This window comes from Hahella sp. HN01, assembly GCF_018986435.1.
Taxonomy (GTDB): domain Bacteria; phylum Pseudomonadota; class Gammaproteobacteria; order Pseudomonadales; family Oleiphilaceae; genus Hahella.
The window spans coordinates 1-15,423 of the sequence record NZ_JAHMIN010000022.1 but is presented as its reverse complement, the minus strand read 5'-3'; the positions used below and the strand labels follow the sequence as shown (position 1 = coordinate 15,423).

Here is a 15,423-nt window from a genome sequence, read left to right as displayed (position 1 = left end):
GGCGTCAGAGTATCGCCAGACTGGATGACGGTGTGACCCGTAACACTTCATCAATCGTGGTCATGCCATTGGCCACTTTTTGCGCGCCGCTCAGGCGCAGCGTGCGCATGCCTTCCTTCACCGCCACTTTACGGATGCGCTCCAGGTCGCACTGCTCATTGATGGACTCTTTCACGCTTTCGCTTAGCAGCATGACTTCGTAAACGCCCGCCCGTCCGCGATAGCCGGTGTTGCGGCACTCCAGACATCCTACCGGAGCGCAGGCGTGATCTGGTTTAGAGGCTTTCCAGGGCTGGATCAGATTCTGCCAGTCCTTATCGTCAATCGTGGTGGGCTCTTTGCAGTTAGGACACAGCACTCGCACCAAACGCTGCGCCATGACTCCCAATACCGTGGCTTTCACCAGGTAGCCGGGTACGCCCAGCTCAAGCAGACGGGTGATGGCGCTGGGGGCGTCGTTGGTGTGCAGCGTAGAGAGGACCAAGTGACCGGTCAACGCCGCCTGGATCGCCATTTCCGCCGTTTCCAGGTCGCGGATCTCGCCCACCATGATGATGTCGGGGTCTTGTCGCAGCAACGCTCTGACGCCGCTGGCGAAAGTCACGCCAATGCCGCTTTGCACCTGCATCTGGTTGAAGGCGGGCTCCACCATTTCGATGGGGTCTTCAATCGTACAGACGTTGACCTCCGATGTGGCCAGACTCTTCAGCGTGGAATAAAGGGTGGTGGTTTTGCCCGAGCCGGTAGGCCCCGTCACCAGAATGATGCCATTGGGCTGGCAGGTCATGGAGTTCCAGCGACGGCTGTCGTCCTGGCCGAAGCCCAGATCGGTGAAGGAGCGTAGTAATACGTCCGGGTCAAATACCCGCATGACCAGCTTTTCGCCGAAGGCGGTGGGTAGCGTGGAAAGACGCAATTCGATTTCCAGGCCATCCGGATTCTTGGTCTTGATGCGGCCGTCCTGGGGTTTGCGTTTTTCCGCTACATTCAGGCGCCCCAGTATTTTCAGCCGGCTCACCACCGCCATGGAGACCTGCATGGGTAGCTCATAAACGTTGTGCAACACACCGTCGATACGGAACCTTACCTGGCCAATCTCGCGTCGGGGCTCAATATGAATATCACTGGCGCGCTGATCGAAGGCGTACTGCAACAGCCAATCCACGATATTGACGATGTGTTGGTCGTTGGCGTCAGGATTGGCGACGTTGCCCAGCTCTAGCAGCTGCTCGAAATTGCCGATAGCGGCGGAGGTCTCGCCGCGTCCTCCCACGGCTTTGTCCACGGAGGTGGCGAGCCGGTAGAACTCAACGGTGAAGCGGCGAATATCCGCAGGGTTGGCGACTACCCGTTTGATGTCTTTGCGGATGACATGGCGCAGGTTGTCTTCCCAGCCGGTGACAAAGGGCTCGGCGCTGGCGATCACCACGTGATCTTTGTGAATTTCCACGCCCAGTATGCGATGACGTTGCGCATAGGCGAAGGACATCAGGGAGGCCACGCCGCGGGCGTCTATTTTTAGAGGGTCGATGTGGAAATAAGGCTGCCCCGCTTCCTTCGCCAGCCAGGAAGATAACTCCTCCAAGTCAAAGGCTTTGCCTGAATTGTGATCAATCAGGCCGGAGTTGACGACCTGCTCGATAGGGTGAAGGGCCAGTTCGCTTTTACTGCGGGGAGAACTCAGGAACTTTTCTCCTTCTTCCTGAGTGATCCGTTTCAGACGCACCAGACGCTTAATGATGTCGACGGTGGTCAGCCATTGGGGTTGTGCGGAGGCGGCGATGCTCATGGGCTTATTTTACTGTTGTCTATTCCGAAAAAGTGAGTTGCCCGCCCCAAGCCGCCGACATCGTTGTCAGTGCGGCCTGGACGCCCGATTCAGGCGGCGCGGCGCGCTTGTGCGTTCCATTTAATAAAACACAGTATTGTGCTGAACAGAATAACGCTCATTACAGCGAGAGCGCCACTGATCATTAAATTCTGTCCCGCTGCGTAATCGCCGACGGCCCTTATAAAGTATAGGCAGAGCACAAAGCATAACCAGATCAGGCCGCGTACGTGGCCCAGATATACTGCCGGGAAAAACGCCAGCAGCGGCAGACACTTGACGCTGACAATCAACAGCCATGAGGTTTCGGTATTTTGAGTGATGCTTTGCCAGGTGCTGAACAGCACCAAAAGGGTCAGGATCAGATAACTCGCCGTCACTGTGGAACGGGCGATTTTAACTTTTTGCGATAGGGACAACGTTAATCTCCAGTTTTCGCGATAGGGTTCAAGCCTTGGTGATAGCCAGTCTGTGCGCCAGTTCCGCCACCCGGTGGCCCAAAGCCCGACACAATTGCAGTTCCGTCTCGTCTGGACGACGGGCGCCATCAGAACCAGACCAGTGGCCAGCGCCATAGGGTGAGCCACCGCCTCGCGTCTCGCTGAGGCCTGACTCGGTATAGGGCAGGCCAACTAACAGCATGCCGTGGTGCAGTAGAGGCGTCAGCATGGTCTGCAGGGTCGTTTCCTGGCCGCCATGAAGGCTGCTGGTGGAGGTGAAAGCAGCGGCGGGTTTATCGATGAGAGCTCCCGCTTGCCACAGAGAGCCAGTCTGGTCGAGAAAGTATTTCAAAGGGGCCGCCATGTTGCCGAAGCGGGTTGGCGATCCGATGACCAAACCACTGCAACCTTCCAGGTCGTCCAGGGTGCAGTAAACATCGCCTTCTTCGGGAATTGCAGGGGCTGTCGCTTCACTGACCGCGGATACAGGAGGAACCGTGCGTACGCGCACGTCCATGCCTGATACTTGCGCCGCGCCGCGGGCGATATGTTGCGCCAGCACGCGGGTGGCGCCGTTACGACTGTAATAGAGCACCAGCAGATAAGGGGAGTCGGTCGCTGACTTCATGGTTTCCTTCTTCTATATAGATAGATGGACTAATTACAGCAGTTCGTTGACGTTTTCCGGCGGGCGGCCCAGGACTGCGCGATCGCCTTTGATGACGATCGGGCGTTCGATCAGTTTGGGATGGGCCGCCATTGCATCGATCAAGGCGTCTTCGCTCAAGTCGGCGTTAGCCAAGTTAAGAGTTTTGTATTCTTCTTCACCTTTACGCAACAGGTCTCTGGCGGGAATGCCGAGCTTGGCCAGGGCCGCTTTCAGCTCTGCAGCATTGGGGGGCGTTTCCAGGTACTTCACTACGGTGGGCTCTACGCCACTGTCTTCAATAATTTGCAGCGTCTGCCGGGATTTTGAGCAGCGTGGGTTATGCCAGATAGTGAGGGCGCTTTTACTCATCGTCGGTTTCCTGTTGTTGCAGTGAGGGGGCAAGTTTAAGCATCTGTGGAACGCATTTCTAACACTTTCAATGACGGAAAGGCCAGACTCCCATTTCCCCCGCTTTTTTCGTGTAGAATGCCGGTCAGCGTATTACCTGGAGAAACATTTTGATCGCCCGTGAAATTACCCCCGGTCTGTTTCAAGCCATTGCAAGTGGCGTCTCGATTATCCATCGGACCATATTCAAAGCGCTGATCGCAGGAGCCCTGCTGGCGTTACTGGCGGGCTGTTCGGAAGACAAAGGCGATGCGCCGCTGACGACTGTGGTGAAGCTGGCGGATGGTGGAGAAATCAATCTGGATCATCTGGGCGGGCAGTGGATCATTCTTAATTTCTGGGCGGAGTGGTGTGGCCCCTGTAAGGTTGAAATTCCTGAGTTGAATGAGCTAAATAGACATCCCGGCGTCATTGTTCTGGGGGTGGATTATGATGGCCACAACGGGGAGGCGCTGACCAAAACCATCGACAAAATGGGCATTAACTTCCCGGTTTTGCAAGGCGAACCGACCCGTCATTGGAAAGTGGAAATCCCCAAGGTGTTGCCGACCACGCTGTTGATTCATGACGGCAAGGTGCAGCGCGAGATGATCGGCGCACAGACGAAAAATGCGATTTTGTCGGCTATTCCACAATAATCGCCGCTAATTGGCGTCTATATTTAAGAATTTGTGACTTTACTGAGAATTGTTGGCTAGCGCGGATCTGAAAGCCGTGTTGCACGAAGAAACTGGAGATAAAGGCCCGATGGGCGATTTTATTCATTTACGCATTCACACAGAATTTTCTCTGGTTGACGGGCTGGTAAAGGTCAAACCTTTAGTTAAAAAGCTGGCCGATATGGGGATGCCAGCGGTGGCGGTGACCGATCAGTCCAACATGTGCTGTCTGGTCAAGTACTACAAAGCGGCGTCGGGCGCAGGCGTGAAGCCGGTTGTCGGCGCTGATGTCTGGGTTGAAAACCTGGACGACCCCTTGGCTCCATCTCGCCTCACGTTATTCGCCCGCAATGAAACCGGCTACCGCAACCTGACGGAGCTCATATCCCGCGGCTTTACTGAAGGTCAGTCCCATGGTCGCGCCATTCTGAAAAAAGACTGGATCGCCGCCCAGGCGGAAGGCATGTTGGCGATGTCCGGCGCCAAATACGGCGAAGTCGGTCAGGCGTTGTTGGCGGGTAAGCCGGAGCTGGCGCGCGAGCGGCTGGCCTTTTGGATGGAAATGTTCCCGGATGCGTTTTATCTGGAGCTGCAACGCACGGGGCGGATTAATGACGAAGAATGCGTGCATGCCTCTGTCGAGTTGGCGATGGAAACCGGCTGCCCGGTTGTCGCCACTAACGATGTGCATTTCCTTGAGCGCGACGACTTTGAAGCCCATGAGGCGCGGGTCTGTATCCACGAAAGCCGCACTTTGGACGACCCGCGTCGTGAACGCCGCTTCAGTGAAGAGCAATACCTGAAGTCGGCGGAGGAAATGTGCGAGTTGTTCTCGGATATTCCTGAGGCGATTGAGAATACGGTGGAAATCGCCAAGCGCTGTAACGTCAGCTTGCGCTTGGGTAAATACTTCCTGCCGAACTATCCGATTCCAGAAGGCATGACCATTGATGAGTTTTTCATCAAGGTCTCGGAAGAGGGACTCGAGGAGCGACTGGCTACGCTTTTCAAACAAGACGACCCTCAGTACGAGAGTAAACGTCAAAGCTATTATGATCGGCTGAAGTTTGAGCTGGACATCATCACTCAGATGGGGTTCCCCGGCTACTTCCTCATCGTTATGGACTTCATCAAGTGGGCCAAGAACAACGGCGTGCCGGTAGGACCGGGACGGGGGTCCGGCGCCGGCTCTCTGGTGGCCTATGCGCTAAAAATCACCGATTTGGACCCTCTCGCCTACGACTTGCTGTTCGAGCGATTCCTGAACCCAGAGCGGGTGTCGATGCCGGACTTTGACGTCGACTTCTGTATGGAAGGCCGCGACCGGGTTATCGCCTATGTGGCTGAAGCCTATGGGCGTAATGCGGTGTCCCAGATCATCACCTTCGGAACCATGGCGGCGAAGGCGGTAGTGCGGGACGTGGCGCGGGTGCAGGGGCGGCCGTACTCCATGGGCGATCGCCTGTCCAAGCTGATCCCCTTTGAAGTAGGCATGACTCTGGCCAAGGCCTATGAGCAGGAAGAGCCGCTGCGGGAATATCTGTCCACGGATGAAGATGCGGCGGAAATCTGGGAAATGGCGCGCAAGCTGGAAGGGGTCACCCGTAACGTCGGTAAGCACGCCGGTGGGGTGGTGATTGCGCCCACCAAGTTGACGGACTTTGCGCCTTTGTACTGTGATGAAACCGGCTCGGGTCTGGTGACTCAGTTCGATAAGGACGACGTAGAATCGGCAGGTCTGGTCAAGTTCGACTTCCTGGGGTTGCGTACCTTGACCATCGTCGATTGGGCGGTGGATATCATTAACCGCCAGCAGGCGGAAAAAGGCGAGCCGCCACTGGATATCAATTTTATCCCGCTGGATGACGCGCCGACCTTCAATCTGCTCAAGCATGGCGAAACCACTGCGGTGTTCCAGCTTGAATCCCGCGGTATGAAAGAACTTATCCGGCGTCTGATGCCGGACTGTTTTGAAGACATCATCGCTCTTGTGGCCCTGTTCCGTCCGGGGCCGCTGCAATCGGGCATGGTTGACGACTTTATCAACCGTAAGCACGGACGCGCCGAACTGGCCTATCCGCATCCCGACTATCAGCTGGAATCGTTGAAACCTGTCCTGCAGCCCACCTACGGCATCATCCTGTATCAGGAGCAGGTCATGCAGATCGCCCAGGTGATGGCGGGATATACGCTTGGCGGCGCGGACTTGCTGCGTCGAGCCATGGGTAAAAAGAAACCCGAAGAAATGGCCAAGCAGAAGGCGATTTTCGTAGAGGGGAGCATTAATCAGGGGATTGGGCAGGATCTGGCGGAAAAGATCTTCGACCTGGTGGAAAAGTTTGCGGGTTACGGCTTCAACAAATCCCACTCCGCCGCCTACGCCTTGGTGTCCTACCAGACCGCCTGGCTGAAGTGTCACTTTCCTGCGCCGTTCATGGCGGCGGTGCTCACAGCGGATATGCAGAACACCGATAAAGTGGTGACGCTGGTGGAAGAATGTCGGCGTATGAAGCTGGATTTGGTGTTGCCGGACGTTAACAACAGTAGTTATACCTTCACCGTAGACGATGAGCATCGCATCGTCTACGGCCTGGGCGCCGTAAAAGGGCTGGGTGAAGGCCCTGTGCAGAGCATTTTGGACGCCCGCAAAGAAGGTGGTCCCTTCCGCGACCTGTTCGATTTCTGTCAGCGAGTGGATTTACGCCGGGTCAACAAGCGCGCTTTGGAAGCGCTGGTCCGCTCCGGCGCGATGGACAAGCTGGGGCCGAATCGCGCCCGTATGATGGCCTCCATCAATGAAGCGGTGCGTCGCGCGGATCAACATTCCCGTAATGAAGACGCCGGTATGCTGGACTTGTTCGGCGAGGTGGTGCCGGAAACCGATCCGAATCCCTACAGCGCGACGGAAGGCATGCAGGAATGGAGCGATAAGGAGCGTCTGAAATTAGAGAAGGAGACTCTGGGCCTGTATCTGACTGGCCACCCGTTTGATGAATATGAGCAGGAAGTACGCCGATTCGTGCGTACGCCCATTTCGGAGTTGCGTCCCGGCAAGAGCCCGCAAAATGTGGCGGGTCTGGTGGTGGCGGTGCGCACGATGAAGAGCAAACGCGGCGGATATATCGGTTTTGCTACGTTGGATGATCGTAGCGGCCGTATTGAAGTGACTTTTTTCTCCGACGCCTACGAGCAAGCCAAAGAAATGCTGCACAACGATCGCATTTTGGTCGTGGAGGGTGTTGTTGGCGAAGATGACTACTCTGGTGGGCTTTCTGTCCGGGCGAAATTGACTTCGGACATCGGTCAAGCGCGATTGAAGTTCGCCAAAGAGCTTATTCTCTTTGTACACGAAAAAGACTTTAATAACGGCTTTATTGACGAACTGGGCGGCGTTCTGGGAGAACACCGCGCCGAGGGCTGCCCGGTTTTGATCAATTATGAAACGGAAACCGCCCGCACCAGACTGCGTCTGGCGGAAGATTGGCGGGTTAATCCAAGCGATGAATTGATTCAGGGGCTGCGATATTTGTTGGGCAAGGAGCGGGTGCAACTGCGTTACAGTTGATCCCTCGCTTGTATCCGGCAAGGCATGGAATGACATGCGCGCCAGCTCAAGCTCAAGAGACATAGCCGAGCAAGAAAAACTATGAGTAAGCATGAAAAGCAGATGAACCCTTATTATCTCGACTTCGAACAGCCGATCGCTGAGCTGGAGGAAAAGATAGAGGAGTTGCGTCTGGTTGGTAACGACAGTGAGTTGAATATCACTGACGAGATCAACCGTCTGAAGTCCAAGAGCGTGTCGCTCACGGAAAATATTTTTGCGGATCTGTCCTCTTGGGATATTTCCCGCCTGTCCCGTCACCCCAAGCGTCCTTATACGCTGGACTACGTGCGGATGATTTTCGAAGATTTCGACGAATTGCATGGCGACCGTAAATACGCTGACGATCAGGCTATCGTTGGTGGTATCGCCAGACTGGATGATGAGCCCGTTATGATCATCGGACATCAGAAAGGTCGCGAAATCAAAGAGAAGGTGAAGCGTAACTTCGGCATGCCGCGCCCAGAAGGTTATCGCAAGGCGTTACGCATGATGGAAATGGCCGAGCGCTTCAAAATGCCGATTCTGACCTTCATTGATACCCCGGGCGCCTATCCGGGCATCGGGGCGGAAGAGCGTGGCCAAAGCGAGGCGATTGCATTTAACCTGGCGGTCATGTCCCGCTTGAAGACGCCGATCATCTCAACGGTCATCGGTGAAGGCGGTTCTGGCGGCGCTCTGGCGGTTGGCGTTTGCGACCGCTTGATCATGCTGCAATATTCCACTTATTCCGTTATCTCTCCAGAAGGCTGCGCCTCCATTTTGTGGAAAAATGCTGAGTACGCCGCCAACGCTGCGGAAGCGATGGGCATTACGGCCAAGCGTCTTGCAGAACTGGGCTTTGCGGATAAGGTGCTGGATGAGCCTCTGGGTGGTGCGCATCGCAACCCGGAACTGATGGCTGGTCATATCAAAGCGGCTCTGAAAGATTCTCTGAGCCAGTTGCTGGAAATGGATACCGAGGAGCTGGTCGCAGAGCGGTATAAGCGCCTGACGTCCTATGAGCGCTTCCTCTAAGACTCCCCATGACGCCGCTGATATCGAGCGGCGTCTTCTCTCGGCTCTTCGCGGCCTGCCTGACTTTTCCTGTTTGTATATCGCCTATAGCGGCGGCCTGGATTCCAGCGTATTGCTGCATGCTGCGCGGCGCGTTTGGCCCGCAGAGGCGCACATTGAAGCGATTCATGTGCATCATGGACTCAGTCCGAATGCCGACGCTTGGATGGAGCATTGTCAGAAGGAATGCCGGAGTCTGGACATAAGATGCCATGCGCATCCCGTGAGCGTGGCGACGAATGGCGATGGTCTTGAGGCGGCTGCGCGGGAGGCCCGTTATCGCGTATTTGCGCGTTATCTGAATGAGTGTGCGGGAGCGATGTTGTTGCAGGGCCATCATCAGAATGATCAGGCTGAAACCATCCTGTTTCGGCTGCTAAAAGGACATGGTGTGAAAGGGCTGGCTGGCATCCCTGGTCAGCGCTCTTTGGGCAAAGGCGTGCTGAGGCGGCCTTTGCTTGGCTTCACTCGCTCGGAGCTGGAAGCGCTGGCGCAACGCTGGGGATTGAGCTGGGTGGAGGATGAAAGTAACGTCGCCGCCGTGTTTGATAGAAATTTTCTTCGTAATGAAATACTTCGGCCAATGAGCGCGCGATGGCGAAATGCTGTGGCGATGATCGCTGAGACTGGCCGGCGTATGTCGGAAGCCGCGAGTCTGTTGGATGAGTTGGCGGAGATGGATTTACAGGGCGAATCAATAAGTGCGGACGAGCTGGGGCTTGCTGTGTTATCAGGTTTGTCGCCTCATCGCAGAAAAAATGCGCTGCGATACTGGCTGCAAACCGCCGGCTTTACGCCATCTGAAGGCGATCTGGTCGAGATTCTAGCGCAGATGCTTCATGCTGAAGGCTCCCGCCAGCCATGCTATCCATTAGGTGAAAGCATTTTGCGTCGGCACAATGGGAAGCTATATATCACGGAAAGGATTGATGCGCCGCCATCGGAGTACGAAGTGGTCTGGCCTCTGGCTGAGGCATTGTTGACCCCTGTTGGGAGGCTGATGGCTGAGCCAGCTAGTGAGGGGGTGCGTCAACCTACAACCGATGAAACGGTAATTGTTCGATTTCGTCGTGGAGGGGAACGTTTTCGACCCAAGGGGCGCGGTGGTTCCTGTCCTTTAAAAAAATGGTTGCAGGAGCAGGGCATTCCTCCATGGCGACGGGACAGCATTCCGTTGATTTATTTCAATGATGAACTGGCTGCGGTGGGGAGTTATGGCGTGGCGGAACAATTCGCCGCTTCGGAAAATGCATGGCTGCCAGTGTTCCATCAACCCTCTAGCTCGTAATTCTACGGCGCCTGATTGAAGGCCACTTTAAGCCAATACTGGCTCCCTTTCGGCGTGGAATCCGGCAGATAAGGGTTTTCCAAAACGAATAACTTTCTACCGCTAAGATTGGCTCTGTCCAGCATACTCTGATGGTGTGAAAAGAAAAGCTGATCAAAGCCGCCGTTTGCAATCGCCTTCTGCAGACCGATTTCCACGCGTTGCGCGAGATCCTTGTTTGACTTGTTCACAACAAAATAAACGGGCAGGGGGTAATACATGAGAATGGAGTCTTCCACTTTTAATTCTGGAAGAAACGGGTGGCGTTGCTCGTATTCATCCCATGCTTCATTTATACCCCGGGGAAAATAGTCGAACCTTTCGGTAATGAGCATCTTGAACAGCGTCTCGTAATCTGAGGAGAGTTCAAGTGGGATGCTGTTCGCCTTGAGTACATGAACATCGGGCCAGTCATGGCCAAAGCCGGCGGTCAGGGTTTTTAACTCATTTAGGGACTTGATGGCGTGAAAGCGACCTTGATCGGATTGGCGAATCAAAAATACACGATATCCCAGAGCGCCTTTTAGTATGGGTATGCGAACGGGGAGGAAGTTGTCATCTAATGAGCCGTTCTCAGGTCTCCAAATGATATCGATGTTGAATCCCTGGCGTAGGAATATCTCGTTGCGGGTCTGGGATGCCCTGATTTTTGCGTCTTCTATTGTATAGGCTCCGTGAGAGCTGAGCGTCTCCTCCAGGGCCAGCTTTAGCAGCTGCCTGGGATACTCATATCGAAGGTCCATTTCGGATTCAGGAACTGGATATCTTACTGTGGTGACTTCTAACGCCTCTGCAAAAAGTGAAAGTGACAGCAAGAGAATCGCCCCAGTCGCTTGCAATGTGAAACGAAAAGGTCGTGACGTCGCGGTGACGCATTTTGTCGCAGATTGATTTTTTGAGTTCGAGCCAGCCATAGTTGAAGTATAGCCATTGGACTGGAAACAGCCGGGGCGTTTGCCCATAACGTGCTTTTTAGCTGGTCGCGGCGGCAGGATGCGTCGTTGTCAATCCGGGGAATTCATCGCATCATTCGTTGAGATACCCCCCTGTTTCTGTTATTCTGGCGTCCCATCTTTGAGATGAATATCTCCCTCCTTTCCGATTAACATCTGTTACACCAACGGGTTTTGCATGACGCGCTATATATTCGTCACAGGTGGGGTTGTTTCTTCCTTGGGGAAGGGCATCGCATCCGCATCTTTGGCCGCTATCCTTGAAGCACGCGGACTAAAAGTCACCATCCTGAAACTGGATCCTTACATTAACGTGGACCCGGGCACCATGAGCCCCTTCCAGCACGGAGAAGTCTTCGTCACCGAAGACGGCGCGGAAACGGATCTCGACCTTGGCCACTACGAGCGGTTTATCCGCACGACCATGACCAAGCGTAATAACTTCACCACTGGTCGCGTATATGAAACCGTGTTGCGCAAAGAGCGTCGCGGCGATTATTTGGGCGGCACCGTACAGGTCATTCCGCATATTACTGACGAAATTAAGCGCCGGATCGTTGAAGGCGCTGGCGATGCGGATGTGGCGCTGGTTGAAATCGGCGGCACAGTGGGAGACATCGAATCGTTGCCGTTCCTTGAGGCCACTCGTCAGCTGAAAGTGGAAGTAGGCTCCAAGCGTGCGCTATTTATGCATTTGACACTGGTGCCCTATATCGCCACCGCCGGCGAGGTGAAAACCAAGCCGACCCAGCACTCTGTTAAAGAGATGCGCTCGATTGGTTTGCAGCCGGATATCCTGGTATGCCGTTCCGAGCACAGTATTGATCAGTCTTCCCGTCGCAAGATCGCGCTGTTCACCAACGTTGAGGAGCGTGCGGTTATTGCTCTGGAAGACGCTAAATCCATCTACTCTATTCCCATGATGCTGCATGCCCAGGGACTGGATGAGATTATTGTGGAGCGTTTCGGGCTGGAATGCGGCGCAGCTGATCTTAGCGAGTGGCAGAATGTCGTCGACAATGAAGCCAACCCTGAACATGAAGTCACTATCGCCATGGTTGGCAAGTACATGGAGTTGCTGGACGCCTATAAATCCTTGATTGAGGCGTTGAAGCATGCGGGTATTCGCAATAAGACGAAAGTGAATATTCGCTATATCGACTCCGAACAGGTTTACCTGCAAGGCGTTGATTTGCTCAAAGGCGTCGACGCGATTTTGGTGCCAGGTGGTTTTGGCGAACGTGGTGTGGAAGGCAAGATCCAGACAGTTCGTTATGCTCGTGAGAATAAAATCCCATACTTAGGTATCTGCTTGGGATTACAGGTTGCGGTAATTGAATATGCTCGCCATATGGCGGGTATGGAAGACGCCCACAGTACTGAGTTTAATCCCAAATCCGCTCACCCGGTTGTAGGCTTGATCACTGAATGGCAGGATGCGAGCGGCAAAACCGAGCAGCGTAACGAGGCTTCCGATCTCGGCGGAACCATGCGCCTGGGCGCACAGGAATGTAAGCTGGTTGAAGGCTCCACTGTGCGCGAATGTTATGGTAAGTCCATAATTCAAGAGCGCCATCGTCACCGCTATGAGGTGAACGGTAATCTTGTTCCAAGGTTGGAAGAAGCCGGCCTGCAGGTAGCGGGTTGGTCTCAGGACGGTTCTTTGGTGGAAGTGGTTGAAGTAAAAGATCACCCATGGTTCGTGGCCTGTCAGTTCCATCCTGAGTTCAAGTCGACGCCCCGTGATGGACATCCACTGTTTGAAGGCTTTGTTCGCGCAGCTTTGGAGAATGCTGTCGAAAAATAGGCGGTTCCATGCATTTTGTTCCATGAACAAAAGTTGAGGGTTATTTGAGAGGCCGCTTTTGCTAAAATAGCGGCCTTTTCAATTTATGGCCCAATGCAACCCCGGGCGTTAGATGGGGATGCTCAAAAATAAGGTTGAAAACATGTCAACTAGAACTGTGAAAGTGGGCGGTATTGATATCGCAAACGATCGTCCCTTTGTTCTGTTCGGCGGTATGAATGTGCTGGAATCGCGTGATCTGGCTCTTCAAGTCGCAGAATCCTATGTAAAAGTTACCCAGAAGCTGGGCATCCCATACGTTTTCAAAGCCTCTTTCGACAAAGCCAACCGTTCATCAATCAATTCCTACCGTGGTCCAGGCCTGGATGAAGGCCTAAAAATCTTCGAAGAAATCAAACGCACATTTAATGTTCCTGTCATCACGGACGTTCATGAGCCGCATCAGGCGCAACCGGTGGCGGAAGTGGCTGATATTATTCAGCTGCCAGCTTTCTTGTCTCGTCAGACTGACCTTGTGGCCGCAATGGCGAGGACTGGGCGCCCGGTCAATATCAAGAAGGCCCAGTTTTTGGCCCCTCAGGAAATGAAGCACATTCTGAGCAAGTGTGAGGAAGCTGGGAATGATCAGTTGATTCTTTGTGAGCGCGGCTCCTCGTTTGGATATAACAATTTAGTGGTCGACATGCTTGGCTTTGGCATTATGAAGCAATTTGGCTACCCGGTATTTTTTGACGTGACGCACTCTTTGCAAATGCCTGGTGGGCTATCTAGTTCGGCTGGCGGTCGTAGAGAGCAAGTTGTGCAGTTAGCTCGTTCAGGAATGGCTGTTGGCTTGGCGGGGTTGTTCCTGGAGGCGCATCCTGATCCTGATGTGGCCAAATGCGATGGCCCCTGTGCGTTGCGCTTGTCTCAGCTCGAACCGTTTTTGGCGCAAATGAAAGCGCTGGACGATATGGTCAAACAATTTCCCAATATTGATACTGCGTGAGGAAGGGTGAGTTGTCGTAGTGCCGAAATGATTGGCTCTCATGGCTGGTCGTAAGGTGCTTCCGATGACTGCATTAACCACAATAATTATTGATTCCGAAACATTACCAACTGTTACAGGAGAAATTGAGATATGGCGGAAATAGTAGATGTGCGCGCCCGAGAGGTGCTTGACTCTCGCGGTAACCCCACCGTTGAAGCGGATGTGGTGCTGAAGTCTGGCGTTGTTGGTTCCGCATGCGCGCCGTCAGGGGCCTCCACGGGTTCTCGCGAAGCCTTGGAATTGCGTGATAAAGATCCTGCGCGTTACATGGGTAAAGGCGTGTTGAAGGCGGTCGATGCAGTTAATACTTCCATTCGTTCCGCTTTGATAGGGAAGGATGCGAGGGAGCAGCGTGAACTGGATCGTATCATGATTGAGCTGGATGGCACTGAAAATAAAGCCAACCTAGGCGCAAATGCGATTCTGGCTGTCTCTTTGGCTGCGGCGAAAGCAGCTGCGCAAGAAAAAGGCGTACCTCTTTATGCGCATATTGCCGACGTCAATGGTACGTCTGGGCAGTATTCTATGCCTGTGCCAATGATGAATATTCTCAATGGCGGTGAGCATGCAGACAATAATGTCGATATTCAGGAGTTCATGGTTCAGCCAGTGGGAGTGGCCAGTTTCCGTGAAGCGCTGCGTGTTGGCGCCGAAATTTTTCACAACCTGAAGAAAGTCCTGCACGACAAAGGTCTGAATACGGCTGTCGGAGATGAGGGTGGCTTTGCTCCCAACTTGCCATCCAATGAAGCTGCGTTGGCTGCGATTGAAGAGGCTGTCACTAAGGCTGGCTATAAACTTGGATCTGATGTGACCTTGGCGTTGGACTGCGCGTCCTCTGAGTTTTACAAAGAAGGGCAGTATAACCTCTCAGGTGAAGGTAAAGTTTTCTCGTCTGAGGAGTTTGCTGACTACTTGGGTGACTTGTCTCAACGTTATCCCATCGTCTCCATTGAAGATGGAATGGATGAGAGCGACTGGGATGGCTGGGCGGCTTTGACCAGAAAGCTGGGAGACAAAGTGCAGTTAGTGGGCGACGACTTGTTTGTGACTAACACCAAGATTTTGAAGCAGGGAATTGATAAAGGCATCGCCAACTCCATCCTGATCAAGTTCAACCAGATCGGTAGTCTGTCTGAAACGCTGGATGCTATTAAAATGGCGAAGGACGCAGGCTTTACGGCCGTAATTTCCCACCGTTCAGGCGAAACTGAAGATACGACCATTGCAGACTTGGCTGTTGCTACTAGTGCAGGGCAAATCAAAACTGGCTCGTTGTGTCGTTCAGACCGCGTAGCGAAGTACAACCGCTTGTTGCGGATTGAAGAAGAGCTGGCTGGCAGCGCGCCTTATCGTGGTATAAAAGAGATCAAGGGGCAGGGTTAAACTCTGTAAAAAAGGAGGGCGAAGGCCCTCTTTTTTGTTGTTAGGGGTCGGCTAACGGGGATGGTAAAAACTTTTCCTAAAAAAGTTAAAAAATGGAGTTGACGGGAAAAAGGAGGGGCGTATAATACGCCCCACTTCGACGGGGAAGCCGGTCGGAGGGGAGGGAAAGAGCTGGTTCGAGAGAGTCGGCGGCGCTAAAAAGGAGTTGACACTGAGAAATGAAAGTGTAGAATGCGCGCCTCGGTCGGAGAGAGTCTCCGGAAGAGAAAGTTCTTT

General features: G+C 53.8%; 12 protein-coding genes. 7 read left to right on the top strand and 5 right to left on the bottom strand.

Annotated elements, in window-relative coordinates; translation table 11 throughout:
* Positions 1-4: 4 nt before the first annotated feature.
* The 4 genes from KP814_RS20070 to arsC form a co-directional block, all read right to left on the bottom strand.
* Positions 5-1,789: a GspE/PulE family protein gene (locus tag KP814_RS20070; RefSeq protein ID WP_216738441.1), complete on the bottom strand. Its 1,785-nt coding sequence runs from the start codon at positions 1,787-1,789 to the stop codon at positions 5-7.
* An 89-nt stretch (positions 1,790-1,878) separates the two neighbouring features.
* Complete coding sequence (locus KP814_RS20065; RefSeq protein WP_216738440.1) at positions 1,879-2,247, bottom strand: DUF2069 domain-containing protein; 369 nt, start codon at positions 2,245-2,247, stop codon at positions 1,879-1,881.
* 28 nt (positions 2,248-2,275) lie between these two features.
* The gene (gene wrbA / locus KP814_RS20060) at positions 2,276-2,896 is read right to left on the bottom strand and encodes an NAD(P)H:quinone oxidoreductase (RefSeq protein ID WP_216738439.1); all 621 of its coding nucleotides are present in this window, start codon (positions 2,894-2,896) and stop codon (positions 2,276-2,278) included.
* A 33-nt stretch (positions 2,897-2,929) separates the two neighbouring features.
* Positions 2,930-3,286, bottom strand: a complete 357-nt coding sequence (gene arsC, locus KP814_RS20055; protein WP_216738438.1) for an arsenate reductase (glutaredoxin) — start codon at positions 3,284-3,286, stop codon at positions 2,930-2,932.
* Between the two features lie 149 nt (positions 3,287-3,435).
* Here arsC and KP814_RS20050 point away from each other — a divergent pair, with 149 nt between their 5' ends.
* The 4 genes from KP814_RS20050 (at position 3,436) to tilS (ending at position 9,932) form a co-directional block, all read left to right on the top strand.
* Entirely contained in the window at positions 3,436-3,963 is a 528-nt protein-coding gene (locus KP814_RS20050) for a TlpA disulfide reductase family protein (RefSeq protein WP_216738437.1), read from the top strand.
* Positions 3,964-4,072: 109 nt separating this feature from the next.
* Positions 4,073-7,549, top strand: a complete 3,477-nt coding sequence (dnaE, locus tag KP814_RS20045) for a DNA polymerase III subunit alpha (RefSeq protein ID WP_216738517.1) — start codon at positions 4,073-4,075, stop codon at positions 7,547-7,549.
* Positions 7,550-7,651: 102 nt separating this feature from the next.
* A complete protein-coding gene (accA, locus tag KP814_RS20040; protein WP_216738516.1) occupies positions 7,652-8,605 on the top strand; it encodes an acetyl-CoA carboxylase carboxyl transferase subunit alpha in 954 nt (317 codons plus the stop codon).
* Positions 8,589-9,932: a tRNA lysidine(34) synthetase TilS gene (gene tilS, locus KP814_RS20035; RefSeq protein WP_216738436.1), complete on the top strand. Its 1,344-nt coding sequence runs from the start codon at positions 8,589-8,591 to the stop codon at positions 9,930-9,932. The genes accA and tilS overlap by 17 nt, the downstream gene beginning before the upstream one ends.
* 2 nt (positions 9,933-9,934) lie before the next feature.
* Here the strand turns inward: tilS and KP814_RS20030 are convergent, their stop codons facing one another.
* Positions 9,935-10,933: a hypothetical protein gene (locus KP814_RS20030; RefSeq protein WP_216738435.1), complete on the bottom strand. Its 999-nt coding sequence runs from the start codon at positions 10,931-10,933 to the stop codon at positions 9,935-9,937.
* A gap of 169 nt (positions 10,934-11,102) precedes the next feature.
* On the opposite strand from KP814_RS20030, the gene KP814_RS20025 reads away from it, so the two are divergent.
* The 3 genes from KP814_RS20025 to eno all read left to right on the top strand — a co-directional run bounded on the left by KP814_RS20025 (position 11,103) and on the right by eno (position 15,147).
* Positions 11,103-12,731, top strand: a complete 1,629-nt coding sequence (locus KP814_RS20025) for a CTP synthase (RefSeq protein ID WP_216738434.1) — start codon at positions 11,103-11,105, stop codon at positions 12,729-12,731.
* 142 nt (positions 12,732-12,873) lie between these two features.
* Complete coding sequence (gene kdsA, locus KP814_RS20020; RefSeq protein ID WP_216738515.1) at positions 12,874-13,719, top strand: 3-deoxy-8-phosphooctulonate synthase; 846 nt, start codon at positions 12,874-12,876, stop codon at positions 13,717-13,719.
* A 132-nt stretch (positions 13,720-13,851) separates the two neighbouring features.
* On the top strand, positions 13,852-15,147 hold the full coding sequence (gene eno, locus KP814_RS20015; protein WP_216738433.1) for a phosphopyruvate hydratase: 1,296 nt from the start codon (positions 13,852-13,854) through the stop codon (positions 15,145-15,147).
* Positions 15,148-15,423: the final 276 nt, after the last annotated feature.

What these genes read in the sequence shown, in the direction of transcription:
- KP814_RS20070 (WP_216738441.1), bottom strand. Translation starts at nt 1,789, where the DNA reads ATGAGCATCGCCGCCTCCGCACAACCCCAATGGCTGACCACCGTCGAC.
- wrbA (WP_216738439.1), bottom strand. Translation starts at nt 2,896, where the DNA reads ATGAAGTCAGCGACCGACTCCCCTTATCTGCTGGTGCTCTATTACAGT.
- arsC (WP_216738438.1), bottom strand. Translation starts at nt 3,286, where the DNA reads ATGAGTAAAAGCGCCCTCACTATCTGGCATAACCCACGCTGCTCAAAA.
- dnaE (WP_216738517.1), top strand. Translation starts at nt 4,073, where the DNA reads ATGGGCGATTTTATTCATTTACGCATTCACACAGAATTTTCTCTGGTT.
- accA (WP_216738516.1), top strand. Translation starts at nt 7,652, where the DNA reads ATGAACCCTTATTATCTCGACTTCGAACAGCCGATCGCTGAGCTGGAG.
- tilS (WP_216738436.1), top strand. Translation starts at nt 8,589, where the DNA reads ATGAGCGCTTCCTCTAAGACTCCCCATGACGCCGCTGATATCGAGCGG.
- KP814_RS20030 (WP_216738435.1), bottom strand. Translation starts at nt 10,933, where the DNA reads ATGGGCAAACGCCCCGGCTGTTTCCAGTCCAATGGCTATACTTCAACT.
- KP814_RS20025 (WP_216738434.1), top strand. Translation starts at nt 11,103, where the DNA reads ATGACGCGCTATATATTCGTCACAGGTGGGGTTGTTTCTTCCTTGGGG.
- kdsA (WP_216738515.1), top strand. Translation starts at nt 12,874, where the DNA reads ATGTCAACTAGAACTGTGAAAGTGGGCGGTATTGATATCGCAAACGAT.
- eno (WP_216738433.1), top strand. Translation starts at nt 13,852, where the DNA reads ATGGCGGAAATAGTAGATGTGCGCGCCCGAGAGGTGCTTGACTCTCGC.